Below are 26,781 nucleotides of genomic sequence, written 5' to 3' on the forward strand. Positions count from 1 at the left end.
ATGAACGCGTGGAACCCGACCGACCGGACCCCCTTGCGCCGCCGCGCGGCCTGCCGCAGGGACGTGTCGATCACGCCCCGCTCACGCACCGGTGCGGGCTGGGAAAGAGTCGGGGCGCTCATCGGTTGTCTCCGGAGTAGTGGACCCAGGCGTTCGAGGTCTTGAACAGGATCGCGGTGATCACTCCCACGACCACGACCAGGACCCACGCCATGGCCGAGGCGTACCCCATGTCGAACTGCGCGAAGCCCTTGATGTACAGGTACAGCGTGTAGAACAGCGTCGAGTCCGCCGGACCACCCGTGCCGCCGGAGATGATGAACGCCGACCCGAACACCTGGAACGCGCCGATCGTCTCCAGCAGCAGGTTGAAGAACAGCACCGGGGACAGCATCGGGATCGTGATCCGCCAGAACTTACGGATCGGGCCCGCACCATCGACCGCGGCCGCCTCGTACAGCTCGCCCGGGATCTGCTTCAACCCGGCCAGGAAGATCACCATCGGGGCGCCGAACGTCCACACCGCCAGCAGCACGAACATCGGCATCGTCTTGGACGGGTCACCCACCCAACCCCCGGCCGGCAGCCCGAACAGCTGCCCGATCCGGTCCACGATCCCGTTGTCGATGAACATCGCCTTCCACACGATCGCGATCGACACCGAAGCACCGATCAACGAGGGCGCATAGAAGATCGACCGGTACGCACCCTGACCCCGGTGCCTCATGTTCAACACCATCGCCACGGCCAACGCCGCCGCCAGCTTGATCGGCGTCCCGACCAGCACATAGATCGCCGTCACCCGCGCCGACGTCCAGAACCGCGGGTCCTCGAACAGCTTCGTGAAGTTCTCCAACCCCACCCACGACGGCGGCCGGAACAAGTCATAGTCCGTGAACGCCAGATACAACGACGCCACCATCGGGAACGCCGTCAACACCACGAACCCCACCAACCACGGCGACAAGAACGCGAACCCCGCCCCGACGTCACGCCGGCGCGAGCGGCGCCCCCGCTCGGGGGGCGCAGGCCGCGCCCCCCGAGCGTCGTCGAGCGAGGTGTCAGAAGTCACGGCAGTCACGACTGCTTCACCGCGCCGTCCGCGAAGGAGAACCACTGCGTGACGAACTCGTCCACCGTGACGTTCCCGTACTGCAGCTCCTCGCCGAGGCGCTTGAACTCCGCCTCGATCTCGCCGAAGCCCTCGACCGGCACCGGGGCGGGCTCGGTGACGACGTCCGTGACGTCCTCCTCGTACTGGACGACCTGCTCGTCGACCGAGCCCGGCTCGACGTCCATCGCGTCGATCTGCGCCTGCACCGCCGGCACGCCCTTCGACGTACCGAAGATCTTCCCGACCTCCGGCTCGTTGATGAGGAAGTCGATCAGCGCCGCCGCGGCCTCCGGCTGCTCGGTCTGGGCCGACGCGGACAGCAGCATCGACGGCTTCCAGAACTGCGCCGGGCCGTTCTCTCCGGACGGGATCGGCAGCATCTGGATGTCCTCGCCGGACTCGGCCACGTACCCCGCGAGGAAGTTGTCCCAGGTGGACTCGGAGGCGACCTGGTTGACGTGGAAGCCGCCGAGGGGCTCGAGCTGCTTGGTCTTCTGGATCGGGAAGATCGCCTCGGAGTCCCGCAGCCCCTGGCCCAGGTTCAGCCACTCGGTCAGCTGCGCCTCGTCGAAGTTGAGCTCGCCGTCCTCGCTGAACGGCTCCTCGCCCTGCTGGATGAGCCACTGCAGGAAGAACCAGAACGTGCCGGTGAAGTCCGTGCCGCCGTAGAGGGCCGGGTCCTCGCCGGCACCGGCCTCGGTGACCTCCTGGATCCACTCGCTGTAGTCGTCCCAGGTGTACCCCTCGGCCAGCGGCTCGACGCCCACCTTCTTGAGCAGGTCGGCGTTGTAGAACGTGGCGAGCGTGTTGGTGCTCGTCGGGACGCCGAACTGGCTGCCGTCGATCTGCCCGGAGGCCAGCAGCGAGTCGTCCACGCCGCCGGTGTCGAGGTTGACGCCGGACTGGCCGTCGAGGTCGAGGAGCTGACCCGTGGCGCCGTACTGGCGCAGGTAGGACAGGTCCATCTGGATCACGTCCGGCAGCGCACCGCCGGCCGCCTCGGTGGCCCGGGAGGTCCAGTAGCCGTCCCAGTCCTGGAACTGGGTCTGCACCGTGATGTTGGGGTGCTTCTCCTCGAAGAGGTCCACCGCCTCCTCGTACATCTCGGCTCGGGCCGGCTCGCCCCACCAGGCGAGAGAGATGGTGATGTCCTCGTCGGTGCTCACCTTCTCCGCGGAGCCGGGCTCCGCAGCGTCGGTCCCGCCACCGCAGGCGGTGAGGGTGAGGGCGACGGCGACCGTCGCCGCAGCCGCGCCGGCGGCCTTCCGCGTGATCCTCATGTGAGCCTCCTCGCTCGTCGATCGTCCACGATCGTCGGCAACGAGGACGCCCCGTTGACTCCTCGTTCCGCGCCGACTGAATCGATAAAACACGTTTCGGTAAGCGTTGTCCAGCCCCGCGGTGCTCCGAGTCACATCACGATCTCGCAACGCGGCCGACGCGTCCCCGCGCGACCGTCGGCCCGCCGCCCTCGAAAGGGTGTCGCCCGGCCCGCCGGAGTGTGTTCGCTCACATCCGGCGGGCAGCCTACGTGGCGCTCCACCGCCAGGACGAACCCGCAGGCGAGGAGCGGCGCCCCGGTGCGGGGCGAGGCGCCGGGTGGAGGTCCGGGGCCGCGGGGCGGAGGTCAGACCTCCGCGAGAGCCGGCACCTGGGCCAGCACCGCGTCCACCAGCCGGACGTCCGTGCCGACACCCTCCGGCAGCAGGCCGGGCAGGGCCAGCAGCGCCCGCGCGACGTCCGCGGGCGCCGCCGCGGCGGGATCGCCCCCGCCGGCCTCGGCCACCACGCCGGCCAGCTCCTGCGCACGGGGGTCGTCCACCAGACGCCCCGCCGCCGCCTCGCGGCGCACCACCTCGCTCCACGCCGCCAGGCCGAACGCCGCGCCGGCCGGCACCGCGCCCGCCGCGAGGCGGTCCGCGACGATGCCGCCCCACCGGAACGGGATCTTCTGCGTGCCGTCCATCGAGACCTGCACCGTGGTGTGGCCCGTGGCCGGGTTCGCGAACCGCTCCAGCAGCGACTCCGCATACGCGCGCAGGTCGGCACCGTCCGGCGGCGTGAGGGTCGGCAGCGCGTCGGAGAGCATGAACGCGCGGGCCCGCTCGTGCAGCGCGGGGTCGGTCACGGCCTCCGCGAGGGTCGCGTGCCCCGCCAGGCGCCCGGCGTACGCGAGCAGGGAGTGCGTGCCGTTGAGCAGGCGCAGCTTGGCCTGCTCCCACGGCGCCACGTCGGCGGTGAACGTCGCCCCCGCCCGCTCCCAGGCCGGCCTCGGGCCGGCGAACCGGTCCTCGATCACCCACTGGCGGAACGGCTCGCCGACGACGAGCCCCTCGTCGCGGGCCCCGAGCTCGCGCTCCACCGCGTCCCGCTGGTCCGGCGTCGTGGCCGGCACGATCCGGTCGACCATCGAGCACGGGAACGCGACGTCAGTCGCCAGCCACGACCGCAGCCCGTCACCCTCCGCGCCGGGCAGGGCCGCGCCCACGGCGTCGCCCACCAGCCGCTCCAGCACCCGCCCGTTGTCGACCATGTTGTCGCAGGTCAGCACCGTGATCGGGCGCCGCTCTCCCGCCGCCTGCGCCGCGCGCCAGCGGGCCGCGAGGCCGCGCACCAGCAGCCCGACCGCCGTCGTCCCCGGCACCACGTGCTCGCCGGGCACGGAGCCGGGCTCGCCCTCCGGCGTCGCTCCCCGCGCAGCCGCATGCTCGGCGGCGAGCGCCTCGAGGTCGGGGCGCACGCGCTCGACGTCGAGCCCGCCGTCCGCCCCCCGGGCGTAGCCCTTCTCCGTGACCGTCAGGGTCACGACGTGCGTCGTGGGCGCCGCGACCGTCGCCAGCACCCGCGCGGTCTCCTCGGCCGGCCAGGCGACGTCGAGCACCGCCCCCACCAGGTCCAGCCGTGTCTCGTGGGTGCCCGCGGTGAGTACGGAGTAGACCCCGCCCTGCGGGCGCAGCTGGTCGCGCACGGACGCCGAGCGCTGCGTGACGCCGAGGATGCCCCAGCGACCGTCGCCCGTGGCACGGGCGGCCAGCTCCGTGAACACGGCCTGGTGCGCCCGGTGGAACGCCCCGATGCCCAGGTGCACGACGCCCACCTGGTCGGGCGTCACCGGCGGGTCGAGGTGCGCGGGGAGGGCGGAGCGGTGGAGTCGGTCAGTCGTCACGGGCTTCCTTCACTTGGGCGACCAGCTGGGTCGGGTTCACGAATCTCAGGGCGGCCACGAGCATGACGAGCATCGTCGCCGTGTACATGACCGCCATGGCGGAGACGAGCTGGCGGGCCTCGCCGCCGCCCGCCGACGTCATGGCGCGGTAGATCGCCACGACGAGCGTGTCGGACTGCGGGCCCGACACGAGGAACGTCAGCTCGAACATCCCGACGGTCCGCACGAGCACCAGGATCGACGCGGCGAGGATGCCGGGAACCAGCAGCGGGGCCAGGATCCGGGTGAACACCTGCCGCATCCCCGCGCCGCACATGCGCGCCGCGGACTCGATCGCGGGGTTGATCTGCTCGATGAACGGCGTCATCGTCAGGATGACGAACGGCACCGACGGCACCAGGTTGACGAGGATCACCGCGATCACCGACCGGCCGAGGCCGAAGGAATACATCACGGTGGCGAGCGGGATGCCGAACGTGATGGGCGGCATGAGGATCGGCAGCAGGAACAGCACGTTCACCAGCCGCTTGCCGGGGAAGTTCCGCCGCGCCAGCAGGTACGCCGCCGGCACGCCGATCAGCACCGACAGCACGACGACGGCGAGCGCCACGCCCACGGTCACGCCCACCACGTGCGTGAGGTCGAACCGGTCCCACGAGCTCGCGTACCACTCGGTGGTCCACTCGAGCGGCAGCCAGGTGTCGAACCACTGCCGCCCGAACGAGTCGACCACCACGGCGACGATGATGCCGAGCAGGAACACGAGGAACGCGGCCATCCCGGCCCACACGAACCAGGTGGACGGCGACGCGGCCAACGACCGCTCGCCCGGGGGCCGCCCCGCCGCGGCCCGCGCGCGGGGCGGCGAGCCCTGCGGCGCGTCCGACATCGTCGTCGGTGTCTCCAGCGCGCTCATCCCTTGCCTCCCGTCGATCCCTTGTAGAGCAACGACCGCCAGGCGAGCACGACCGCGACGACGATCAGCTCGACGACGCCCATCATCAGGGCGATGGTCGAGGCCATCGCGTAGTCGTTCTGCTCGCCGAAGGCGCGGAACGCCATCAGCGACATCACGCGCGTAGAGCCCATCGCGTCGCCGACGAGGCGGGCGGACGGGAACACCGAGAACGCCAGCACGAACGTGAGGATGAACGTGGTGGCGAGGCCGGGCGCGAGCAGCGGCAGCGTGATGCGCCGGAACCGCTGCCACCACCCGGCGCCGAGCGTGCGGGCGGCCGAGTCCAGCGAGGGGTCGATGCCCGACAGGTAGCTCGACACCAGCAGGAACGCGAACGGGAAGCCGGTGATGATCAGCGAGAACATCACGCCGGTGTAGTTGTTCACGAGCTGCACCGGCTGGTCGACCAGCCCCGTGGCGATCAGGAACCGGTTGAGCCAGCCCTGGCGCCCCGCGAAGATCAGCAGGCCCTGCGCGGTGAGCACCGTGCCGAGGGTGATCGGCAGCACCAGCACCGACGTCATGAACCGCTTGAAGCGGAACCTGCGACGCAGCACCATCGCCACGGGGATCGACGCGAGCACGTTGAACAACGCCGCCGGCAGCGCCAGGCGCATCGTGATCCAGATCGAGTCGAAGACGAACGGGTCGCGGAAGAACGCCACGTAGTTCGCCAGGATCCCGCCGCCCCACTGCTCCTGGGTGGCGACGCTCGGCTGGAAGGTGAGCCCGATCCCGTAGGAGAACGGGTACACGAACAGCGCGAGCGCGAAGACCAGCGCCGGGACCATGAGCCACAGCGACGAGTCGACGCCCCGCTCCGCCAGCCGGTGCCGCAGGCTCGCGGTGCTGCGCGCCGGGCGGTCGGCGACGGCGGTCATGCCGCGGTCACCGCCTCCGCCCGGTCGGCTGCCGCCGACGCCGCCGAGAGCTCCGCCGGGAAGACGAGCACCCGGTCCGCGGCCGCGGTGAGGCGCACGACGTCGCCCACGGCGGGGGCGGTCGGCGTGCGTACGTGCAGGGTCGCGCCGTCCGCCGTCTGCACCACCACGGCGAACTCCCGCCCGTGGTACTCGACGACGGCGACGACTCCCTCGACAGCGTTCCCGTCGCGCGGCTCCCGGCCCCCGGCTAGCACCGTGAGGTCGTCCGGCCGCACGGCCACGCGGACGTCGTCGCCCTCGCCGACCTCGCCGACGGGCCGCCCCCGCAGGGTCAGCCCTCCGACCCGGACGGTCGCGCCGCCGTCCCCGCCGTCTCCGCCATCCATGAGGCCGCCCGCGAGGATGTTGCGGTAGCCCATGAAGTCCGCGACGTGCCAGTTGCGGGGATGGTCGTAGAGATCGTCGGGCGTGCCGATCTGCTGCACCCGGCCCTCGCGCAGCACGACGAGGCGGTCGGCCAGGGACAGCGCCTCCTCCTGGTCGTGCGTCACGTAGATCGTGGTGAGGCCCAGCTCCTGGTGCAGCCGGCGGATCTCGGTGCGCATGTCGAGCCGCAGCTTGGCGTCGAGGTTCGAGAGCGGCTCGTCCATGAGCACCAGCGACGGCTCCAGCACCACCGCGCGCGCGATCGCCACGCGCTGCTGCTGCCCGCCGGACAGCTGGCCCGGCAGCTTCTTCGCATGGTCCTCGAGCTTGACGAGCCCGATCGCCTCCGCGACCCGCCGGGACACCTCCGCGCGGGGCAGGCCGCGCATCTGCAGCCCGAACGCGACGTTCTTCTCCACGGTGAGGTGCGGGAACAGCGCGTAGCTCTGGAACACCATCCCGAAGCCGCGCTTCTCGCTGGGCACCGTGTCCACGCGGCGCCCGTCGAGCAGGATCTGCCCGTGGGTCAGCGGGAGCAGGCCCGCCAGGCAGTTGAGCGCCGTCGACTTGCCGCAGCCCGACGGGCCGAGCAGGGCGATGAACTCGCCCGCCCGGACCGTCAGGTCGAGGCCCGCCAGCGCCTGGTGGCCGCCGAAGCTGCGCCCGACGTCGCGCAGCTCCAACGACTCGAACGTGCCGGCCGTGATCGCCATGGAGACCTCACTCCTCCGTGTACTTGCCGGCGCCGACCTCGCGGTCCCAGATGTCGAAGGCCTTGACCATCGCGTCCGGGGCGAGCGGCGTCGTGGACGGGGCCGACTCGATGAGGTCGTCGTACCAGTCGCGGCCGTACTCCGCGATGGTGTCCTGCGACTCCTGCGGCGCCTTGTCGAGCGTGGCGCCCTCGACGGCGGGACCGGGGTAGAAGTAGCCGTGGTCGTAGGCCTTGGCGTTCTGCTCCGGCGTGAGGACGTCCTGCAGCAGCAGGAGGATCGCGGAGATCTTGTCCGCCGACTGACCCTTCGGGATCGCCGCGTAGTGCGCGTCCGTCACCCAGGTGAAGTCGTCGAACGCGCCCGCCTCGAGCGTGTTCGGCAGCCGGCCGTCGGTGCGGGGCTCGATCTCCCAGCCCGTCGTCGTGGGGATCATGCTCCAGGTGCCGTCGCCGACGTTCGTCACGACCTGCCCCGTGCCGGTCGGGTAGTTGTCGACGTACTGGCCCAGCTCCTTGAGGTAGGCCCAGGTCTTGTCCCAGCCCTTCTCCGGGTCCTTCGGGTCCTTGTCGCCCAGGATGTAGGGCAGGCCCATGAGGAACGTGCGCCCCGGGCCGGAGTTCGCGGGACGGGCGTACCCGAACTTGCCCGGGTTCGCCTTCGCCCAGTCGAGCAGCTCCTGCGGGGTCGTCGGCGGGGCGGTCACGACCTTCGGGTCGTACTGCAGCAGCGGCCCGGACGGGTAGTACGTGACGACGACGCCATAGCCCTCGGCGAGGTCCTGCATCGCCGCGGCGGGCTCGAGGTAGTTCGCCTGGTTCGACAGGCGGTCGCCGAAGTCGTCGACCACGGGCACCCACAGGTCCTGCGCGATGCCCGCGGACAGGCCGTCGTTGCCGGTCAGCACGAGGTCCACCGAGAGGTTCCCGGAGTCCACCTGCGGCTTGACGATGCCGGTGACGTCAGGGGCACCGCCGGTCTCCCAGGTGACCGACGAGATGACGTCGGGGTTCGCCTCGACGAACGCGTCGACCATCGGCTCCGTGAGCTTCTGGTTGCCCGCGACGTCGAGGATGTGGAGCTCGACGGGCTCCGACGGGGTGTCGGGGACGTCGGCCGCGTCGGTCACGGCGGGGCCGCTGCCGCCGCCGTCCGCGGCGGGCGGGGCGCAGGCGGCGAGCAGGAGCCCGAGGCCTGCGGCGCCGACGACGGCGACGGTGCCGGCGTGGGAGCGGGTGAGTCGCATGACTACCTTCCTTCCCCCGGGCGACAGTGCCCGGGAACGGTGCCGCGGCGTCGACGTCGACGCCGGGGCGGGAGTGCCGGGGTGCACGTCATGCCGGCGGGACCCCGGTCGAATCACGGATCACGAGCTCTGCCGGCAGCCGGTGCCGGGCTCTCGCGAGGGCCTGGTCGTCGACGTGTCCGACGTCGAGCCAGGAGAGCAGGAGGTCGACGGCGCGACGTCCCAGCCCGGTGCGCGGCACCCGCACGGTGGTCAGCGCCGGGGAGACGAGCGTCGCCACGTCCACGTCGTCGTACCCGACGACGGAGATGTCCTGCGGCACGGAGACGCCCCGGCCGCGCAGGCGGTCGAGGATGCCGAGCGCCATGAGGTCGTTGAACGCGACGACGGCCGTCACGCCCTGCGCGACGGCGTGGTCGGCGGCCGCGAGGCCGCCCGAGAAGTAGGGCCGGAACGACCCGAGCTCGACGAGCGCGACGTCGCCCAGCCGCTCCGCCGCGGCCCGCAGGCCGTCGAGCCGGCGCGCGCCCGACCACGAGGACGCAGGGCCCGCGGCCACCCCCACGCGGCGGTGCCCCAGCGCGTGCAGGTGCCCGAGCACCTGGGCGATGCCGTCGGCGTCGTCGACCGCCACCGACGGCAGGTCGGCCATGTCGCGGCTGACCAGCACCACCGGCAGGTGCGCCACGGCCTTGCGCAGCACCTCGTCGTCCGACCGCGGCGAGGCGAGGACGATCCCGTCCACCCTCGCCGCGAACTGCGCGACGAGGCCGGGCTCCGCCGTCGGGTCTTCCTCGGAGTCGGCGACGAACACCGGGTAGCCGGCCGCCCGGGCGCGCGCCTGGACACCCTTCGTCACCGACGCGAAGTACGGGTTCTCGAGGTCCGGCACCAGGAGGCCCAGGGTGTGCGTGCGGCCGAGGCGCAGCCCGCGCGCCGTCGGGTTGGGCGTGTAGCCGAGCCGCTCGGCGGCCTCCAGCACCCGCTCCCGCGTGGTCGCCGAGACCTGCGTGGGCGCGGTGAGCGCCCGCGACACGGTCGACACGGAGACGCCGGCCAGCTGTGCCACGTCGTGCGCGTTCGCCATCGGAGCTCCCCTCGTGCCGTCGGCCTGCCGGTCAGTCTGCAAACGATCCCGGGATGCGTCAAGACCCATCCGCAGGACGGGGGTTGCGCACCACGGCAGGCCCACGGCACGATGTCTGCAATCGATCCCAAGGCCACCCGTGACGTCGTCGTCGCGGGCCGACGGCCCGATCCGACGAGGAGACGCACGTGGACGAGCGCTGGACCCTGCACCCCGACCGGGCACTGCCCGCCGACCCGACCACCCGGCCGCTGGCCCGGGAGATCTACGCCGCGGTGCGGGACCTGCCGATCGTCTCGATGCACGGCCACGTGCCCGTCGAGTGGTTCGCCGACGACGCGCCCTTCGGCGACCCGGCCCAGCTCGTCGTCGTGCCCGACCACTACCTCACGCGGATGCTGGTCTCCCAGGGCGAGACGCTGCCCCGGCTCGGCGTCGGCTCCACGGAGGACGAGGCGGCAGAGACCGACCCGCGGGAGATCTGGCGCCGCTTCTGCGCAGGCTGGAAGCACTTCCGCGGCACGCCCACCAGGTACTGGCTGGAGCACGTGCTGGTCGAGATCCTCGGCGTCACGCAGCGCCCGTCGGCCGAGACCGCCGACGCCCTGTACGACCAGGTCGCGGCCCGCCTCGCCGCGCAGGAGTTCCGCCCGCGCGCGCTGCTCGACGCCTTCAACATCGAGGCCATCGCCACGACCGACCCCGCGTGGGCCACCCTCGACGCGCACGCCAAGCTCGCCGCCGACGGCTACGGCGACCGCGTGCTGCCGACCTTCCGCCCCGACCCGCTGCTGCACGTCGACCGCACGACCTGGCGCGACGACGTCGCGCGGCTCGGTGAGGCGGCCGGGGTCGACGTCACCACCTACGACCGCTACCTCGAGGCCCTGCGCGCGCAGCGCGAGCGATTCGTCGCCGCGGGCGCGCGGGCCACCGACCATGGCCACCTGTACGCCGACACGACGCCGCTGGACGACGCCGAGGCGCGCCGCATCCTCGACGCCGCGCTGGCCGGCACCGTGACGGCCGCCGAGGCGCAGGCGTTCAGCGGGCACATGCTGTTCCAGATGGCCGCGATGTCGGCGGAGGACGGCCTGGTCATGCAGCTGCACCCGGGCGTGCTGCGCGACCACGCGAGCGGCCCGTCCGCCGCGTTTGGCCCGGACAAGGGCTACGACATCCCGGTCGTCACCGAGTTCACGCACTCGCTCCGCCCGGTGCTCGACGCGTTCGGCCATCACCCGGGCTTCCGCATGATCGCCTTCACGGTGGACGAGGACGTGTACTCGCGCGAGCTCGCGCCGCTGGCCGGCGTCTACCCGGCGCTGCGCCTGGGCGCGCCGTGGTGGTTCCTCGACGCGCCCGACGCGATGCGGCGGTTCCGCGAGGCGGCCACCGAGACGGCCGGATTCAGCAACATGAGCGGCTTCGTGGACGACACCCGCGCGTTCTGCTCCATCCCCGCGCGGCACGACCTGGCCCGCCGCGTCGACGCCGGCTACCTGGCCCGCCTGGTGGCGGAGCACCGCCTCGACCTCGACGAGGCGCTCGACGTCGCCGCCGACCTGACCTACCGCCTGCCCCAGGCGGCCTACGCCCGCGCCTGAGCAGCCGTGCGGCACGGACGAGAGCAAGGAGTCACGCAGTGAAGATGGGTTTCCGCTGGTACGGCGAGGGCAACGACACGGTCACGCTGGACCACATCCGGCAGATCCCGGGCGTGGACACGGTCGTGTGGAGCCTGCACCACAAGCAGGCCGGCCAGGTGTGGGAGCAGGCGGAGATCGACGCCGAGGTGGCACGCATCTCCGGGCTCTCCGACGAGGCCCGCGCCCGGGGCGTGACCCGCACCCTGGACGCCGAGGTGGTCGAATCGGTCAACGTGCATGAGTCGATCAAGCTGGGCCGCACGGTGCTGGGGCTAGGCCGTGACGAGGCGATCGAGAACTACGTGACCACGATCCGGCGCTTGGGCAGGGCCGGCGTGAAGGTCGTCTGCTACAACTTCATGCCCGTCTTCGACTGGCTGCGCACGGACCTGTGGCACCCGCTGCCCGACGGCTCCACCGCGCTGTACTTCGAGAAGGCGGTCGTGGACGAGATGACGCCCGAGGGCCTCATCGCCGACATGGAGGCCGGCTCGCACGGCCTCACGCTGCCCGGCTGGGAGCCCGAGCGGCTGGCGGGCTTCACGGAGCTCAACGCGGCCTACGTCGGCGTCACGCACGAGGACATGTACGCCAACTACCGCTACTTCCTCGACGCCGTGATCCCCGCGTGCGAGGAGGCGGACGTGAAGCTGGGCGTGCACCCGGACGACCCGCCGTTCGACGTCTTCGGCTGGCCGCGCGTCGTCTCGACGCCCGACGACCTGCAGCGCGTGCTCGACCTGCACCCGAGCCCGAACCACGGCCTCACGCTCTGCCTCGGGAGCTTCTCCGCCAACCCGGCGCAGGCGCCGCTCGCGGCCGACACCGTGCGCCGCTTCTCCGGCCGCATCCACTTCACCCACGTGCGCAACATCAAGCACTTCCCGAACGGCGACTTCACCGAGGTGGGGCACCGGGCGTGCGAGGGCGACGTCGACACGACCGGCATCATGAAGGCCTACGCCGAGGCCGGGTACACGGGCTACGTGCGCCCCGACCACGGCCGCCACCTGTGGGACGAGAACACCACGAACAAGCCGCGGCCGGGCTACGGCCTGTACGACCGCGCGCTGGGCGTCCAGTACCTGCTCGGCGCGTGGGACGCGTTCCGCCACACCGCGTGATCCGTCCGTCGGCCGAGCCCGTCCAGACCCCGACCGTGGTCGCGGCGGGCTCGACCGGCAGACCCGCCGGTTGAGCTTGTCGAACCCCGACCGAGAGGCCTGTCATGACCGACGAGACGACGTCGTCCGAAATCGTTGTCGAACCCGCACCGCACGCGGCCTGGCTGCCCGATTGCGCCCTGGCCGCCCCCGGGCGACGCCGCCTCGCGGTACGCGTTCCCGATGTGTCAGAGCCACGTGGCGGTATAGCCCCACCTGGCTCTGACAACTCCCGGGAGGTCGTGGCAACGCTGCAGGGTGAGGTCGAGCACGCGACGACGACGCACGGCGGCGCCGTCGTCGATCCCGACGCCTCCCCCGACCTCCTCCTCGCTCTGTCCCCCGAATGGTCGGCACCCGACGGGGGTACAGCCCCGTCCGGCGCCGACGACTCGTCGAGCGAGTTCCGGTTGGCGCGGGCGGGCGGCCGGGTCACGGTGACCGCGGCGACGGCGACGGCGCTGCTGCACGGGTGGTTCCACGTGGTGCGGCTCGGCGAGGCGGCGTTCGCCGGGCCGGACGCCGACGAGCGGCACGCCCCCGCCCTGACGCTGCGCGTGCTGGACCACTGGGACAACGTGGACGTGCACCCGGTGATGGGGCAGGTGGAGCGCGGATACTCCGGCGGCTCGATCTTCTACGCGGAGGGCCGCGTCCGCGACGACCTGTCCCGCGTCACGACCTACGCCCGGCTGCTGGCCGCGACGGGGATCGACCGGGTCTGCATCAACAACGTCAACGTGCACGCGCGCGAGGCCCGCCTGCTCACCGACGACCTGCCCGACGTCGCGCGGATCGCCGCTGCCCTGCGGCCGTACGGTGTGCGCGCCCACCTCGCGGTGAGCTTCGCCGCGCCGATGACGCTCGGCGGGCTGCCGACGTCCGACCCGCTCGACGACGACGTCCGCGCCTGGTGGCGAGCCGCCGCCGACCGCGTCTGGGCCACGATCCCGGACTTCGGCGGGTTCGTGGTCAAGGCCGACTCCGAGGGGCAGCCCGGCCCGTTCGCGTACGGGCGCGACCACGCGGACGGCGCCAACCTGCTGGCCGACGCCGTGGCGCCGCACGGCGGCGTCGTGCACTGGCGCGCGTTCGTCTACGACCACACGCAGGACTGGCGCGACCGTTCCACCGACCGTGCCCGGGCCGCGTACGACCACTTCGCACCGCTCGACGGCCGGTTCGCCGAGAACGTCGTGGTGCAGGTCAAGCACGGGCCGATGGACTTCCAGACCCGCGAGCCCGTCTCCCCCGTCCTCGCCGCGATGCCCCGCACCCGGCTCGCGCTCGAGCTGCAGGTGACCCAGGAGTACACCGGACAGCAGCGGCACGCCTGCTACCTCGCGCCCTGGTGGAGCGAGAACCTCGGCTTCCGGCCCAGCGGGGAGGGCGACGGCGGCCCCGCGGTGCGCGACGTCGTCGCCGGGCGCGGCCCGGACCCCTCGGCCGCCGTCGCGACCGCTCGCGGCGGCGGGATCGCCGCCGTCGCGAACGTGGGCGACGACCGGTTCTGGACCGGGCACCCGCTGGCGCAGGCGAACCTGTACGCCTTCGGGCGGCTCGCGTGGGACCCGACCCTCGACCCGGCGGCGATCCTCGACGAGTGGGTCGGGCTGACCTTCGCCGGGCCGGACGGCACGGTCGACGCGCGCGTCCGCGAGGTGCTGCACGCCGTGCTGGACGACTCGTGGCGCACGTACGAGTCGTACACCGCGCCGCTCGGCGTCGGGTTCATGGTCCGCCCCGGCCACCACTACGGCCCCGACGTGGACGGGTACGAGTACACCCCGTGGGGCACCTATCACTTCGCCGACCGCGACGGCATCGGCGTGGACCGCACCCGGGCGACCGGGACGGGGTTCACCGGGCAGTACCCGGCGCCCTGGCGCGACGTGTACGAGGACCTCGCGACCTGCCCCGACGAGCTGGTGCTGTTCTTCCACCACGTGCCGTACTCGCACGTGCTGCACAGCGGGGTCACCGTCGTCCAGCACGTCTACGACACCCACTTCGCGGGGGTGGAGCGGGTGCGCGACACGGTCGCGGCATGGGAGTCGCTCGCCGGGCTCGTCCCCGACGACGTCGACGCCCGCGTCCGCGAGCGCCTCGCGGAGCAGCTCCGCTCGGCCACCGAGTGGCGCGACCAGCTGAACACGTACTTCGTCCGCAAGTCCGGCGTCCCCGACGCCCACGGCCGCACGATCTACTGAGGCGCGCGTCCCCCTCTGCGGGGGGCGCCGTCATGATCCACGACCGCCGGCGGCCAGCACGGCAGCGAGGCCCGCCTGCAGGTCCTTGACGAAGTACTCGGGGACCTCCAGCGACGGGAAGTGGCCCCCGGCCTCGGGCTCCTCCCACCGGACGATCCGCCGGTACCGCTCCTGGGCCCAGGCACGCGGGGTGCGCGACTCGATGTCACGGGGATACATGGTGATCGCCGACGGGACGTCGACCCGAAGCTCGGGGGCCAGCGAGCCGGGGCTCTCGTGGTAGATGCGGGCCGCCGATGCCCCGGTCCGCGTCAGCCAGTACAGGGTGACGTCGTCGAGGATCCTGTCGCGGGAGATCGTCTCGAACGGGCTGTCCTCGGTGTCCGACCACTCGGCGAACTTGTCGAGGATCCAGGCGAGAAGCCCGACCGGTGAGTCGACGAGCGAGTAGCCGATGGTCTGCGGCCGGGTCGCCTGCTGCTTCGCGTAGGCCCGGTGGTGGAGCCAGAAGTCGCGGGTCTCCTCGGTCCGTCTGCGCTCGACCGCCGTCAGCCCGTCCGTCGTCACCCCGGGCGGCGCCAACGCGAACGTGGTGTGGATGCCCAGCACGTGCGCCGGGAACGTTCCGCCGAGGACCGCGGTGACGTTGCCTCCCCAGTCGCCGCCGTGGGCCGCGAACGTGCGGTAGCCGAGCCTCCCCATCAGCTCCACCCACGCGGCCGCGATCTTCTCGACCCCCCATCCGGTGCTGGCCGGCTTGTCGCTGTAACCGAACCCGGGCAGTGACGGGACGACGACGTGGAACGCCGGTGCGTCGGCGTCCTGTGGATCCGCCAGCTCGTCCACCACGTCGACGAACTCGGCGATGCTGCCCGGCCAGCCGTGGGTCAGGACCAGCGGGGTGGCGTCCGCGCGAGCGGACCGGCGGTGCAGGAAGTGGATCCCCAGACCGTCGATGGTCGTGCGGAACTGGCCGATCTGGTCGAGGCGCGCCTCGAACGACCGCCAGTCGTACCCGGTGCGCCAGTAGTCCACGACGTCGGCGAGGTCCGCGAGCGGGACGCCCTGGTCCCACCGGCGCGCGCCGGGCACGGCGCGGTCGACCGTCTCTGCCTCCGGCAGCCGGGCCGCGGCCAGTCGCGCCCGCAGGTCGTCGAGGTCGGCGTCGGTGGCGTGGGCCTCGAATGCCTGCACGTCGTCGGTCGGGCGATCCATGAGCTGCTCCTGCCGGGTCGGCGAACGAGTGGAACCTGCATCGACGGTTCTAGCAGCCTCGAGGGCAACCGGCAACTAGCTATGGTGGTTCCATGTCCGCCGAGTACCCCGACTTCCGTCTCGGCACGGTGCTGGCGACCAGCTTCACGGCGACCCTGACGGAACGTCGTGGCGACGCCGTCGAGCGCATCCCCACGGCGCACCGGCTCGTCGACTGGCTGGCGGTGAGCGGCCTCGCCGTGAGCTCCTGCACCACGGCCCAGCTCGAGCAGGCCCGGGAGCTGAGGGAGTCGATCCACGCCGCCGCGACAGCGGCCGCGCTCGGAGAACCGCTCCCCGCGCCCGCCCTCCGGGTCATCAACGACTGCAGCACCCGGGGACGTGCCGCCGCCGTCCTGACGCCCGAGGGCGAACGGCGATGGCGCCTGAGCTCGCCGTCCGCCGTCCAGGACGCCCTCGGCGTGATCGCCGCCGACGCGATCAGCATCGTCGCGGGCGAACGGGACGGACGGCTGGCCCTCTGCGCGTCGCCGACCTGCGAGGCGGCGTTCTTCGACACCAGCCGGAGCCGCACCCGACGATGGTGCGACATGAACACGTGCGGCAATCGTGAGAAGAAGGCGCGCTTCCACGCCGCCAGGCGGGCGAACCCCGGATCGGCGACGTAACCCCGCAGCCCGAGCCGGCGGAGGGCGGTCAGCCGGCGGCGAGCAGCTCCAGGGTGTCGACGACCCGGTGGGAGAAGCCACCCTCGTTGTCGTACCAGGCCACGACCTTCACGTGCCGCCCGTCGACGCGGGTCAGCAGCGAGTCGAAGACCGCCGACGCCGGGTTCCCGACGATGTCCGAGGACACGAGCGGGTCCTCGGAGTACTCGAGCACCCCGGCCAGCGGGCCGGCCGCGGCCGCGCGGTAGGCGGCCAGCACGTCCTCGCGCGACACGTCGCGGGAGACGGTGGCGTTCAGCTCGACGATCGAGCCCACCGGCACCGGTACCCGGATCGAGTCGCCCGAGAGCTTCCCGGCCAGGCTCGGCAGCACCAGCCCGATCGCCTTGGCCGCCCCCGTCGTCGTCGGGACGATGTTCACCGCCGCGGCGCGGGCGCGCCGGGCGTCGCGGTGCGGCGCGTCCTGGAGGTTCTGCTCCTGGGTGTAGGCGTGCACGGTGGTCATGAACCCGTGCTCGATGCCGGCGACGTCGTCGAGCACCGACGCGAGGGGCGCGAGCGCGTTGGTGGTGCACGACGCGTTCGAGACGATCGTGTGCGTCGCCGGGTCGTAGGCCTCCGTGTTCACGCCCGGGGCGAGCGTCACGTCCGCGCCGGCGGACGGCGCGCTCACGAGCACCTTGCGCGCGCCGGCCTCGAGGTGGGCGCGCGCCGCGTCGGCGGAGGTGAACCGGCCGGTCGACTCCAGCACGACGTCGACGTCGAGCTCCTTCCAGGGCAGGTCGGCCGGGTCGCGCTCGGCGAGCACGGCGATCCGGTGGCCGTCGACGACGATGGCGCCGTCCTCAGCCGTCACCGGGCGGCCCAGCCGGCCCGCCGTGCTGTCGAAGGCGAGCAGGCGGGCGAGGGCCGCGGGCTCGGTGAGGTCGTTGACGGCGACGAGCTCCAGGTCGCTGTCGCGCTCCAGCAGCGCGCGCAGCACGTTGCGCCCGATGCGGCCGAACCCGTTGATGGCGATGCGAGTCATGTGACGATCACGTCCTCTCGTGTCGTCGTCCAGGCTCGCTGCCGTCGCGTGGCCGGAACACCGGCGCGCACGCCATGGTCCGCAAGGATCTCGCCACGCCGCCGGCCGGGTCACTCCCCCCGGGCGAAGGTCTGCCGGTACTCGCTGGGCGTGGTCCCGAGGATCCGCCGGAAGTGGCCGCGGAGGTTGGCGCCCGTGCCGAGCCCGACGTCGGCGGCGATCTGCTCGACGCTGCGCTCGGAGCGTTCGAGCAGCTCCCGCGCCACGTCGACGCGCGCACGCAGCACCCAGGCCATCGGCGTGTACCCGGTGTCGTCGGCGAACCGGCGCGAGAACGTCCGCGGCGAGACGGCGGCGTGCCGGGCGAGGACCTCGAGGGTCAGGTCGTCGGTCAGGTGGTGCAGCACCCACTCGCGCGTGGCAGCGAACCGCTCCCCCAGGGGCTCCGGCACGCTGCGGGGCACGTACTGCGCCTGGCCGCCGCTGCGGTAGGGCGCGGCGACCAGCCGGCGCGCGGCGTGGTTCGACGCCGCGACCCCGAGGTCGCCGCGCAGCAGGTGCAGGCACAGGTCGATCCCGGAGGCCGCGCCCGCCGAGGTGAGCACGCTGCCCTCGTCGACGAACAGGACGTTCTCGTCCACGCGCACCTGCGGGTGCCTGGCCGCGAGCGCCCGCGTGTAGTGCCAGTGCGTGGTGGCGCGCCGACCGTCGAGCAGGCCCGTCGCGGCGAGCGCGAAGGCGCCGGTCGAGATGGCCGCCAGCCGGGCGCCACGGGCGTGCGCGGCCCGGAGCGCGTCGACGACGGCGGCCGGCGGGTCGTCGCGGTCCGGGAAGCGGTAGCCCGGGAGGAACACCGTGTCGGCCCAGGCCAGCGCCTCGAGGCCGTGCTCCAGGTGGTACGAGAGCCCGTCCCCGCCGGCGACCAGCCCGCGCGCCGCCGCACAGACGCGCACCTCGTAGGGCATGCTCGGGCGGGTCGTGAACACCTGCGAGGGGATGCCCACGTCGAGGGGCTTCGCGCCCTCGAGCACGAGGACGGCGACGCGGCGCTGACGCGGTTCCGGCACGAGACGCAGGCTAGACGGCGCCCCGCCGGCGCGCGATCCCCACGCCGTCGCGCCACGCCTCCCCCCGCCCCACCCCTTCGAAGGAGAAGCCGCATGACGCCCTCGACCCCGGAACGGCAGGGGATCCCGACCGCCGCGGTGCTCGACCTGCTCGACGACCTCGAGCGCCCCGGCGTCGACCCGCACGGGCTCGTCGTCGCGCGGCACGGCGTGCCGGTGGTCCGCGGCACGTGGGCGCCCTACCGGGAGGACCTGCCCGGCCTCGTCTACTCGGTGTCCAAGACGTTCACGGCGGTCGCGATCGGCCACCTGGTCGCCGAGGGCCAGCTGACGGTCGACGACCCGGCCGGGAAGATCCTCGACCTGCCCGACCCCACCGGGATCACGGTGGGGCACCTGCTGACGATGAACACCGGGCACACGGCGGAGCAGGTGGCCGAGATCGGGTTCGCGTCCCGGCGGCTGCTGGGCACCCGGCCCGAGCACGAGCCCGGCACGCACTTCGTGTACAACTCTCCGGCGTCGATGACGCTCTCGTCGATCGTCACCACGCTCACCGGCGAGCGCCTGACCGACTACCTGCGCCCGCGCGTGCTGGACCCGCTGGGCATCCGCGACCCCTGGTGGGTGCCGCACCACGACGGCGGGCTCGGGATCGAGCAGGGGTTCTCCGGCCTGCACCTGACCACCGACCATGTCGCCCGGCTCGCCGTCGCGATGGCCGCCGGCGGCCGGTACGACGGCGCCCAGGTGATCCCCGCCGCCTGGGTGGACGCGATGCAGCGGCCGTGGTCGGACAACGCCGACTCGCCGGACGCGGCGCACGACTGGGCGCAGGGCTACGGGTACCAGGTGTGGCGCAGCCGCCGCGGCTTCCGCGCCGACGGCGCGTACGGGCAGTTCGGCCTCGCCCTGCCCGACCTCGGCCTGGCGATCGGCTACCGCGGCGCGACCCGCGCCACGCACGAGGTGCTCGACGCGTGCTGGCGGTTCGCCGACCGCGTCGCCGCTCGGGGGGCCGACGGCCCGCTCCGGCCGGACCCGGACGCCGTCGCGCGGCTCGGCTCCCGGCTCGCCGCCCTCGACTCCTGGCCGCCGCGCCTGGAACCCGACCCCGAACCGACGCCGTCGGACGTCGTCTCCCCCGTCCCGTGGACGCTGCGCGGGCACGACGTCGGGTCGGGCACCTGGCAGGTGGACGTCGGCGGACGGCTCCTCGCCGTGACCGAGCACGCCTGGCGCACCCACGTCGTCCCGTGGCCGCACGCGGCCGCGGCGGGCGAGCCGTACGGGACGGGTTCGGTGACCGACCCCGCGCTGGTGCTGGCGCTGCGGGCCCGGCCGGCCGGCGCCGGCGACGCCGTGGAGGTGCACGCCGTCGTGCCGACGTCGCCCCACCGGCTCGTGGCCCGCGGCACGCCCGGCGCGCGCCTCGACCTCGCCTGGACGACGACCCCGCTGTGGCGCCCCGGCCTGGACACCCTGGTCGTGCCGGCAGCCCTGGCGCGACCCGTGCGCTGACCCTCGCCTCCCGGGCCCGGCGCGTCGGGTCAGGAGGGCGCGCGCGTGCCGCGGGGCGTCACGAGCCCCGACTCGTAGGCGAGGACGACGAGCTGGGCGCGGTCGCGCGCGCCCAGCTTGGTCATGGCGCGGCTCACGTGCGTCTTCGCCGTCAGCGGGCTGAGCACCATGCGCGCGGCGATCTCGTCGTTGGACAGGCCGTGGGCGACCAGCGCCACCACCTCCCGCTCCCGGGGAGTGAGCAGGTCGAGGCCGTCGGGGGCGATCGCGTCGGGCGGGCGGGCGACGAACTCGCTGATCAGCCGGCGGGTGATCGCGGGCGACAGCAGCGCGTCGCCCCGGACCGCGGCGCGCACGGCCTCCAGGAGGTCGGCCGGCTCGGTGTCTTTCACGACGAACCCGCACGCCCCCGCCCGCAGCGCGGAGAACACGTACTCGTCGATGCCGTAGTTCGTCAGCATGACGACGTGCACCCCGGCGAGGTCGTCGTCCGCGGCGATCTCGCGGGTGGCGGCGATGCCGTCCAGCCCGGGCATCTGCACGTCCATGAGCACGACGTCGGGCCGCAGCTCCCGCGCCAGCCGCGCGCCGTCGTGCCCGTCCGCGCCCTCGGCGACCACCTCCACGTCGTCCTCCGCGTCGAGCAGCGCGCGGATGCCGGACCGGATGAGCGCCTGGTCGTCGACCAGCACCACGCGGATCACGAGCGGGCCACCGTGTCCGGCGCGGCGTCGTGGGCCGCCGCACCGTCCGCGGCGGGCCGGGTCCCCAGGTCTGCCGCGCCGTCCGCGGCCGGCCGGGCGCCGGGCAGCGGGAGCGTCACGCGCACGCCGAAGCCGCCGGCGTCGCGCGGCGCGGCCCGCAGCGTGCCGCCGAGCGCGTCCACGCGCTCGCGCATGCCGGTCAGGCCGTGGCCGGCCTGGGGCGGGCCCGCCGACCCGCGACCGTCGTCGTCCACCTCGAGCACGAGCTCGCGCGCCGCGAGGGCCACGCGCACGGTCGCCGTCGCGCCGGGGCCGCCGTGCCGGGCCACGTTGGTGAGCGCCTCCTGGACCACGCGGTACGCGGCCTCGTCGACCGCGGCGGGCAGCGTCCGGCGCGCCCCGGTGACGGTCACCGCGACGGGCACGCCGGCGCCCTCGGCGCGCTCGACGAGGGTGGTGAGCCGGTCGAGCCCGTTGCCGTTGGGCTCCCCGTCCCGGCGCAGCACGTCGAGGGTGGAGCGCAGCTCGCGCGCGGCGTCGGTGCTGGCCTCCTGGATCGCGAGGAGCGCCGGGGGCGGCTCCTCGCCCCGCTTGCGCGCGAGGTGGGCGGCGACGCCCGCCTGCACCTTGATCACGGAGATGCTGTGCGTCAGCGAGTCGTGCAGCTCCCGCGCGATACGCAGCCGCTCCTCGACCGCACGGCGCCGCGCCACCTCGTCGCGGGTGCGCTCGGCGTCCTCGGCCCGCTGCTCCACCTCGCGGACGTACGCGCGCCACTGGAGCACGGCCACGGCGGCGACGCCCAGCGAGACCAGCCAGCCCGCCGCAAGGACCCGTTCGCGTACCCGTGGGTCTCCCATCCCGGCAGCGTAGGGGCGCCCCGGACGCCGCCGCATCCGCCGGCGGGAGCGACCCTGACGTACTCCCGGCGCGGTACGTGGCGGCCCCGCGCCCGCCCGGCCCGGTAGCCGCAGGTGTCGCCGAGGGGTGGACGCGCCGGTGCGCCCCGCCGCGAAGGATCGGCAGCACGGGTCGACGAGACGGAGACCGCCGACGACGCGCACCACGACGCAGCACCTCCGACGCAGCAGTTCCGACGCAGCAGCGACGACGCACGAGGAGAACCGCCATGAGCATCCAGACGCCCCGCACCGCGGCGCCCGCACCGGCCGGGATGGGCGAAGCCCTCGCCCCCGGCGACGACGGCTACGACGACGCCCGCCGCACCGTGTTCGCCACCGGCCGCCCGGCGCTGGTGGTGCGCCCGCACGACGAGGCGGAGGTGGCCGTCGCGGTGGCGCACGCCGCCCGCGAGGGGCTGGCCGTGTCGGTCCGGTCGGGCGGGCACGGGCTGACCGGCCGCGCGACGAACGACGGCGGGCTGGTGATCGACCTGCGCCACATGGACGCCGTGCAGGTGGTCGATCCGCACCGGCGCGTCGTGCGGGTCGGCGCCGGGGCGACGTGGGGCCGGGTCGCGGCGGCGCTCGCCCCGCACGGCCTGGCGATCACCGCTGGCGACACGGCGGGCGTCGGCGTCGGCGGCCTGACGCTCGGCGGCGGCATCGGCTGGATGGTGCGCCGGCACGGCCTGACCGTCGACAACCTGGTCGCCGCCCGGGTGGTGCTCGCCGACGGCCGGACCGTCGTCGCGAGCGCCGACGCGCACGCCGGGCTGTTCTGGGCGTTGCGGGGCGGGGGCGGGCTCGGCGTGGTGACGAGCCTCGACCTCGTCGCCGCGCGGGTGGGCGACGTGCTGTTCGGCAGCCTCACCTTCGCTGCGGACGACCTGGCGCGGCTCGTCGTCGGCTGGCGCGACCACCTGCGGGGCGCGGACGACGAGCTCAGCAGCACGCTGGTCCTCGCGCCGGCGGCCGGTGGGGGCCCTGCGTCGGCGACCGTGCTCGTGTGCGCGTCGCACGACGACCCGGCGGCAGCCGCGCGCTCGGTCGAGCCCCTGCGCCGGCTCGGCACCGTCGTCGCCGACACGGTGGCGACCGTGCCGTACGCGAGGACCCTCGCCGAGGGCGGGCACCACCCGCCGGGCGTACGGCTCGCCGCGCGGAACGTCGTCGTGCCGCGGCTCGACGACGACGTCGTCGCGGCCCTGGTCGCCGCGGTCGAGGGCGACCGGCCCACCATGGTCGGGGTGCGCGCGCTGGGCGGCGCCGTCTCGCGGGTGCTGCCGGACGAGACGGCCTTCGCCCACCGCGACGCCGAGGCGCTGGTGGTCGGCGGCGCGCTGGTGCCCCTGGACGCGCCCGGCGCTGTCGTCGAGGACGCGCTGGCCCGCTGGCGCGACGTCGCGGCGCACGGCTCGGGCGCGTACGTGAACTTCCAGGGCACCGCCACGGACGCCGACCTGCGCGCCGCGTACCCGCCCACGACGCTCGCGCGGCTGCGCGCCGTCGCCCGCGCCTACGACCCGGGCACCCTCGTCGCATGCCACCTCGGCGCCCCGCCCGTGGCGGGGGCCGGGGCATGAGCGCCGCCTTCGAGGCCGAGGGCCTCGTCAAGCGGTTCGGCCGGACGACGGCGCTCGACGGCGTCGACCTCCACGCCGAGCGCGGGTCCGTGCTGGGCGTGCTCGGCCCGAACGGCGCCGGCAAGACCACGGCCATCTGCGTGCTCGCCACGCTGCTGCGGGCGGACGCGGGCCGGGCCGTCGTGGACGGGATCGACGTGGGCCGGGACCCGGTAGGGGTGCGCCGCCGCATCGATCTCGCAGCCAGCCTGGTGGGCAGCCCGAGCATCCTCTTCCTCGACGAGCCCACCACCGGCCTCGACCCCGGCAAGCGCGAGGAGCTGTGGCAGACCATCCGCTCCCTCGCCGACGACGGCACCACCGTGCTGCTCACGACGCAGTACCTCGAGGAGGCCGACGCGCTCGCCGACCGGATCACCGTGATCGACGAGGGCCGCGTCATCGCCCACGACACCCCGGCGGGGCTGAAGCAGCAGGCCGGCGGGCAGACGGTCGTCGTGCGGCCACGGGACCCTGCCATGACCGCGGCGGTGGCGGACGTCGTCGCGCGGGCGACGGGCGGCCCGGTCGCCCCGCCGCGGGGCGGCGTCGTCACCGCGTCCGTGGACGACGAGCGGCAGTTCGCCACCGTCGTGCGCGGGCTCGAGGAGGCCGGGCTCGCCGTCACGGAGCTCGCGCTGCGGCTGCCCAGCCTCGACGAGGTCTTCCGCACCCTGACCGCCCGCCGCACCACCACGCCGCAGGAGGAGTCATGACCGCCGCCACCGCACCTACCGCCACCGGCGAGACCCGGCTGCCTCCGGCCCCGCCGGCCCGGCAGGCCGCCGGTCGGCGCTGGCCGCTCGCCCGCCACAGCCTCACCCTGGCGCGCCGCAACCTCACGAAGACGCTGCGCAACCCGGGCGAGCTGGCGGACGCCGTGATCCTGCCCGTCGTCTTCCTCGTGCTCTTCGTCTACCTGTTCGGCGGCGCGGTCGCCGGGTCGACTCAGGCGTACCTGCAGTACCTGTTCCCCGGCATCCTCGTGCTCACGACCGTGCTCACGGGGCAGGTCGCCACGGGCCTGAGCATCGTGCAGGACATGAAGAAGGGCGTGTTCGACCGGTTCCGCAGCATGCCCGTGCCCCGCGCGTCGCTGCTGCTCGGGTCGGTGCTCGCCGACGCCGTGCGCTACGTCATCGCCCTCGTGGTCCTGTTCGCCGTCGGGTACGCCCTCGGCTTCCGCGTCGAGACGGGCCTCGTGCCCGCGCTCGCGGCGTGCGGGCTCGCGATCGTGCTCGGCTTCTCCCTCAGCTGGCTGACGGTGCTGGTGGCCGTGCTGCTGCGCAACGAGATCATGGTCTCGACCATCGGGTTCCTGCTGCCGTTCCCCCTGGTGTTCGGCACCGGCATGGCCGCCCCCGTCGAGACGATGCCGGGCTGGCTGCAGGCGTGGGCCGAGGTCAACCCGGTCAGCCGCGCGATCGACGCCGTCCAGGGCCTGCTGCTCGGCGGCCCGGTCGCGGGGCCGGCGACGGCGACGCTGCTGGCCAGCGGCATCTTTCTCGCCGTCTTCGGCACCGCGGCCGTGGTGGCCTACCGCCGCGTGGTCTGACGACCCTCCGTGGCAGCGGACCCTTGACCAGCGACGTCGCTGCCCGGGACACTGAGTTCGTCGAAGCGCTTCGACGGACTCGGTGTCCCCGGAGCGCCATCCGTGCGCGACGAAGGGCACCCCGTGAGACTTCCCCGTCGGACCGCCGCCGCCCTCGCGGCCGGCCTCCTGTCCTCCCTGGCCGCGGCGCCGTCCGCCGCGGCCCACGACCCGCAGCCACCCGCCCGGCCGACGCCGGCACCCACCGCCGAGCAGACCGTCAAGGCGATGCAGCCGGGCTGGAACCTCGGCAACTCGTTCGACGCCGTCGGCGCCGACGAGACGGCCTGGGGCAACCCGGTGGTGACGCGCGACCTGATCCGTGAGGTCGCGGACCAGGGCTTCAGGAGCATCCGCCTCCCCGTCACGTGGGGCCAGCACGAGGGCCCCGCACCGGACCACACCATCGACCCGGCCTTCCTCGACCGGGTGGAGCAGGTCGTCGACTGGGCGCTCGACGAGGACCTGTACGTGCTGCTCAACGTGCACCACGACTCGTGGACATGGGCCCACGAGCTGCCGAGCCGGCCGGACGAGGTGACCGCGCAGTTCACCGCCACGTGGGAGCAGCTCGCCGACCGGTTCCGCGACGCCCCGCGCACCCTGACCTTCGAGAGCCTCAACGAGCCCCAGTTCGCCGGGGTGGACGACGCGCAGGGCGACGCGCTGCTGCACGACCTCAACGCCGCGTTCCACGACGTCGTGCGCTCCTCGGGCGGGAACAACGCGGACCGGCTCCTCGTGCTCCCGACCCTGCACACCAACGCCGGCCAGGAGCGGCTCGACGCGCTCGACGCGACCCTCGCCGAGCTCGACGACCCGCAGCTCGCGGCCACGGTGCACTACTACGGCTACTGGCCGTTCAGCGTGAACGTCGCGGGCGGCACCCGGTTCGACGACGTCGCGCTGGCGGACATGACGGGCACGTTCGACCGCGTGCGCTCGACGTTCGTCGACCAGGGGGTGCCCGTCATCCTCGGCGAGTACGGGCTGCTCGGCTTCGACCGCCATACCGGCACGATCGAGCAGGGCGAGAAGCTGCGGTTCTTCGAGGAGCTCGGGCACCAGGCGCGCAGCGCCGGCGTCACCACGATGCTGTGGGACAACGGCCAGCACCTCGGCCGCGCGTCGTTCTCCTGGAGCGACGACGCGCTGTGGCACCAGATCTCGTCGAGCTGGCGCACCCGCTCCGGGACGGCGACGACCGACCAGATCTTCGTGCGCCCGGGCGAGAGGACGGCGCAGACGGTCACGCTCGAGCCGCACGGCACCCGGTTCACCGGGCTGTGGCTCGAGGGGCGCCGGCTGCAGCCGCAGCGCGACTACGTCCTGGCGGGCACCGACCTCACGCTCACCACCGCGCTGCTCGACCGCCTGACCGACGAGGGCCGGTTCGGCGAGCAGGCCGAGCTCACCGCCCGGTTCTCCCGCGGCGTCCCGTGGACGATCGACGTCGTGGTCGCGGACACCCCGGTCCTCGGCGGCGCGACCGGCACCACCGACGCCTTCTCGATCCCCACCGACTTCCGCGGCGACCGGCTGGCCACCATGGAGGCGCGGTACGACGACGGCACCAACGCCGGCCCGCACGGCTGGACGTCGTTCAAGGAGTTCGACGTCGCGTTCGCGCCCGAGGACGACGCGATCCTGCTGCGGCCGGCGTTCTTCGCCGAGGTCACCGACGGCGCGCCCGTGACGCTGACGTTCCACTTCTGGAGCGGCGACACCGTCGAGTACACGGTGACGAGGGACGGCGCGGCGGTCATCGGCACCGCCGCGAGGTAGTTCAAGACTCGGCGAGGTAGTTCAGGTTCCCGCGAGGTAGTCGAAACTACCTCGCCGGGA

General features: G+C 73.6%; 22 protein-coding genes. 9 read left to right on the forward strand and 13 right to left on the reverse strand.

Annotated features, from left to right (window positions below; genetic code table 11):
- Positions 1-118 precede the first annotated feature (118 nt).
- The 8 genes from B5Y66_RS16135 to B5Y66_RS16170 all read right to left on the reverse strand — a co-directional run bounded on the left by B5Y66_RS16135 (position 119) and on the right by B5Y66_RS16170 (position 9,594).
- Positions 119-1,072 (reverse strand): carbohydrate ABC transporter permease, encoded by a 954-nt coding sequence (locus B5Y66_RS16135; protein ID WP_079575983.1) that lies wholly within the window; start codon positions 1,070-1,072, stop codon positions 119-121.
- Positions 1,073-1,077: 5 nt separating this feature from the next.
- Positions 1,078-2,394: an ABC transporter substrate-binding protein gene (locus B5Y66_RS16140; protein ID WP_079575550.1), complete on the reverse strand. Its 1,317-nt coding sequence runs from the start codon at positions 2,392-2,394 to the stop codon at positions 1,078-1,080.
- Positions 2,395-2,741: 347 nt separating this feature from the next.
- Complete coding sequence (locus B5Y66_RS16145) at positions 2,742-4,280, reverse strand: mannitol dehydrogenase family protein (RefSeq protein WP_079575551.1); 1,539 nt, start codon at positions 4,278-4,280, stop codon at positions 2,742-2,744.
- Positions 4,270-5,196 carry an ABC transporter permease gene (locus tag B5Y66_RS16150; protein WP_176168908.1) on the reverse strand — a complete coding sequence of 309 codons (927 nt, stop codon included), beginning with the start codon at positions 5,194-5,196 and terminating at the stop codon, positions 4,270-4,272. The genes B5Y66_RS16145 and B5Y66_RS16150 overlap by 11 nt, the downstream gene beginning before the upstream one ends.
- Complete coding sequence (locus tag B5Y66_RS16155) at positions 5,193-6,119, reverse strand: ABC transporter permease (protein ID WP_079575552.1); 927 nt, start codon at positions 6,117-6,119, stop codon at positions 5,193-5,195. Before B5Y66_RS16155 ends, B5Y66_RS16150 begins: the two co-directional genes overlap by 4 nt.
- The gene (locus tag B5Y66_RS16160; protein WP_079575553.1) at positions 6,116-7,261 is read right to left on the reverse strand and encodes an ABC transporter ATP-binding protein; all 1,146 of its coding nucleotides are present in this window, start codon (positions 7,259-7,261) and stop codon (positions 6,116-6,118) included. Before B5Y66_RS16160 ends, B5Y66_RS16155 begins: the two co-directional genes overlap by 4 nt.
- A 7-nt stretch (positions 7,262-7,268) precedes the next feature.
- Positions 7,269-8,507: an extracellular solute-binding protein gene (locus tag B5Y66_RS16165; protein ID WP_079575554.1), complete on the reverse strand. Its 1,239-nt coding sequence runs from the start codon at positions 8,505-8,507 to the stop codon at positions 7,269-7,271.
- Positions 8,508-8,595: 88 nt separating this feature from the next.
- Positions 8,596-9,594, reverse strand: coding sequence for a LacI family DNA-binding transcriptional regulator (locus B5Y66_RS16170; RefSeq protein ID WP_079575555.1), 999 nt, complete (start codon positions 9,592-9,594; stop codon positions 8,596-8,598).
- A gap of 188 nt (positions 9,595-9,782) precedes the next feature.
- On the opposite strand from B5Y66_RS16170, the gene uxaC reads away from it, so the two are divergent.
- The 3 genes from uxaC (at position 9,783) to B5Y66_RS16185 (ending at position 14,616) form a co-directional block, all read left to right on the forward strand.
- Positions 9,783-11,201 carry a glucuronate isomerase gene (uxaC, locus tag B5Y66_RS16175; protein WP_079575556.1) on the forward strand — a complete coding sequence of 473 codons (1,419 nt, stop codon included), beginning with the start codon at positions 9,783-9,785 and terminating at the stop codon, positions 11,199-11,201.
- Positions 11,202-11,245: 44 nt separating this feature from the next.
- On the forward strand, positions 11,246-12,367 hold the full coding sequence (locus B5Y66_RS16180; RefSeq protein WP_245807200.1) for a mannonate dehydratase: 1,122 nt from the start codon (positions 11,246-11,248) through the stop codon (positions 12,365-12,367).
- Between the two features lie 104 nt (positions 12,368-12,471).
- A complete protein-coding gene (locus B5Y66_RS16185; RefSeq protein WP_079575558.1) occupies positions 12,472-14,616 on the forward strand; it encodes an alpha-glucuronidase in 2,145 nt (714 codons plus the stop codon).
- Between the two features lie 30 nt (positions 14,617-14,646).
- Here B5Y66_RS16185 and B5Y66_RS16190 read toward each other — a convergent pair whose 3' ends face one another.
- Entirely contained in the window at positions 14,647-15,831 is a 1,185-nt protein-coding gene (locus tag B5Y66_RS16190) for an epoxide hydrolase family protein (protein ID WP_079575559.1), read from the reverse strand.
- Positions 15,832-15,923: 92 nt separating this feature from the next.
- On the opposite strand from B5Y66_RS16190, the gene B5Y66_RS16195 reads away from it, so the two are divergent.
- Positions 15,924-16,499: a CGNR zinc finger domain-containing protein gene (locus B5Y66_RS16195; RefSeq protein WP_079575560.1), complete on the forward strand. Its 576-nt coding sequence runs from the start codon at positions 15,924-15,926 to the stop codon at positions 16,497-16,499.
- 28 nt (positions 16,500-16,527) lie between these two features.
- Here B5Y66_RS16195 and gap read toward each other — a convergent pair whose 3' ends face one another.
- The gene (gap, locus tag B5Y66_RS16200; RefSeq protein WP_079575561.1) at positions 16,528-17,526 is read right to left on the reverse strand and encodes a type I glyceraldehyde-3-phosphate dehydrogenase; all 999 of its coding nucleotides are present in this window, start codon (positions 17,524-17,526) and stop codon (positions 16,528-16,530) included.
- A 110-nt stretch (positions 17,527-17,636) separates the two neighbouring features.
- On the reverse strand, positions 17,637-18,602 hold the full coding sequence (locus tag B5Y66_RS16205; protein ID WP_217700840.1) for a GlxA family transcriptional regulator: 966 nt from the start codon (positions 18,600-18,602) through the stop codon (positions 17,637-17,639).
- 84 nt (positions 18,603-18,686) lie between these two features.
- On the opposite strand from B5Y66_RS16205, the gene B5Y66_RS16210 reads away from it, so the two are divergent.
- Positions 18,687-20,114 carry a serine hydrolase domain-containing protein gene (locus B5Y66_RS16210; RefSeq protein ID WP_079575563.1) on the forward strand — a complete coding sequence of 476 codons (1,428 nt, stop codon included), beginning with the start codon at positions 18,687-18,689 and terminating at the stop codon, positions 20,112-20,114.
- Positions 20,115-20,143: 29 nt separating this feature from the next.
- Here B5Y66_RS16210 and B5Y66_RS16215 read toward each other — a convergent pair whose 3' ends face one another.
- Together B5Y66_RS16215 and B5Y66_RS16220 are read right to left on the reverse strand one after the other, a co-directional pair.
- Positions 20,144-20,818 (reverse strand): response regulator, encoded by a 675-nt coding sequence (locus B5Y66_RS16215; RefSeq protein ID WP_079575564.1) that lies wholly within the window; start codon positions 20,816-20,818, stop codon positions 20,144-20,146.
- Positions 20,815-21,678 (reverse strand): sensor histidine kinase, encoded by an 864-nt coding sequence (locus B5Y66_RS16220; protein WP_217700832.1) that lies wholly within the window; start codon positions 21,676-21,678, stop codon positions 20,815-20,817. The genes B5Y66_RS16215 and B5Y66_RS16220 overlap by 4 nt, the downstream gene beginning before the upstream one ends.
- 269 nt (positions 21,679-21,947) lie before the next feature.
- Between B5Y66_RS16220 and B5Y66_RS16225 the strand changes: the two genes are divergently transcribed.
- From B5Y66_RS16225 to B5Y66_RS16240, 4 genes are all read left to right on the forward strand, one after another.
- Positions 21,948-23,303, forward strand: coding sequence for an FAD-binding oxidoreductase (locus B5Y66_RS16225; RefSeq protein WP_139820936.1), 1,356 nt, complete (start codon positions 21,948-21,950; stop codon positions 23,301-23,303).
- Positions 23,300-24,058: an ATP-binding cassette domain-containing protein gene (locus tag B5Y66_RS16230; protein ID WP_079575986.1), complete on the forward strand. Its 759-nt coding sequence runs from the start codon at positions 23,300-23,302 to the stop codon at positions 24,056-24,058. The genes B5Y66_RS16225 and B5Y66_RS16230 overlap by 4 nt, the downstream gene beginning before the upstream one ends.
- Positions 24,055-24,897 (forward strand): ABC transporter permease, encoded by an 843-nt coding sequence (locus tag B5Y66_RS16235; protein WP_079575566.1) that lies wholly within the window; start codon positions 24,055-24,057, stop codon positions 24,895-24,897. The genes B5Y66_RS16230 and B5Y66_RS16235 overlap by 4 nt, the downstream gene beginning before the upstream one ends.
- 123 nt (positions 24,898-25,020) lie before the next feature.
- Positions 25,021-26,721 carry a cellulase family glycosylhydrolase gene (locus tag B5Y66_RS16240; protein WP_079575567.1) on the forward strand — a complete coding sequence of 567 codons (1,701 nt, stop codon included), beginning with the start codon at positions 25,021-25,023 and terminating at the stop codon, positions 26,719-26,721.
- The last annotated feature ends 60 nt before the right edge of the window (positions 26,722-26,781 follow it).

The organism is Krasilnikoviella flava, assembly GCF_900167525.1.
GTDB lineage: Bacteria > Actinomycetota > Actinomycetes > Actinomycetales > Cellulomonadaceae > Isoptericola > Isoptericola flavus.

Excerpts from the sequence above, each read along its gene's own strand:
- gap (WP_079575561.1), bottom strand. The coding sequence starts at position 17,526 with ATGACTCGCATCGCCATCAACGGGTTCGGCCGCATCGGGCGCAACGTG.
- B5Y66_RS16165 (WP_079575554.1), bottom strand. The coding sequence starts at position 8,507 with ATGCGACTCACCCGCTCCCACGCCGGCACCGTCGCCGTCGTCGGCGCC.
- B5Y66_RS16155 (WP_079575552.1), bottom strand. The coding sequence starts at position 6,119 with ATGACCGCCGTCGCCGACCGCCCGGCGCGCAGCACCGCGAGCCTGCGG.
- B5Y66_RS16170 (WP_079575555.1), bottom strand. The coding sequence starts at position 9,594 with ATGGCGAACGCGCACGACGTGGCACAGCTGGCCGGCGTCTCCGTGTCG.
- B5Y66_RS16225 (WP_139820936.1), top strand. The coding sequence starts at position 21,948 with ATGAGCATCCAGACGCCCCGCACCGCGGCGCCCGCACCGGCCGGGATG.
- B5Y66_RS16150 (WP_176168908.1), bottom strand. The coding sequence starts at position 5,196 with ATGAGCGCGCTGGAGACACCGACGACGATGTCGGACGCGCCGCAGGGC.
- B5Y66_RS16220 (WP_217700832.1), bottom strand. The coding sequence starts at position 21,678 with ATGGGAGACCCACGGGTACGCGAACGGGTCCTTGCGGCGGGCTGGCTG.
- B5Y66_RS16230 (WP_079575986.1), top strand. The coding sequence starts at position 23,300 with ATGAGCGCCGCCTTCGAGGCCGAGGGCCTCGTCAAGCGGTTCGGCCGG.
- B5Y66_RS16180 (WP_245807200.1), top strand. The coding sequence starts at position 11,246 with ATGGGTTTCCGCTGGTACGGCGAGGGCAACGACACGGTCACGCTGGAC.
- B5Y66_RS16195 (WP_079575560.1), top strand. The coding sequence starts at position 15,924 with ATGTCCGCCGAGTACCCCGACTTCCGTCTCGGCACGGTGCTGGCGACC.
- B5Y66_RS16140 (WP_079575550.1), bottom strand. The coding sequence starts at position 2,394 with ATGAGGATCACGCGGAAGGCCGCCGGCGCGGCTGCGGCGACGGTCGCC.
- B5Y66_RS16210 (WP_079575563.1), top strand. The coding sequence starts at position 18,687 with ATGACGCCCTCGACCCCGGAACGGCAGGGGATCCCGACCGCCGCGGTG.
- B5Y66_RS16235 (WP_079575566.1), top strand. The coding sequence starts at position 24,055 with ATGACCGCCGCCACCGCACCTACCGCCACCGGCGAGACCCGGCTGCCT.
- B5Y66_RS16160 (WP_079575553.1), bottom strand. The coding sequence starts at position 7,261 with ATGGCGATCACGGCCGGCACGTTCGAGTCGTTGGAGCTGCGCGACGTC.
- B5Y66_RS16185 (WP_079575558.1), top strand. The coding sequence starts at position 12,472 with ATGACCGACGAGACGACGTCGTCCGAAATCGTTGTCGAACCCGCACCG.
- B5Y66_RS16190 (WP_079575559.1), bottom strand. The coding sequence starts at position 15,831 with ATGGATCGCCCGACCGACGACGTGCAGGCATTCGAGGCCCACGCCACC.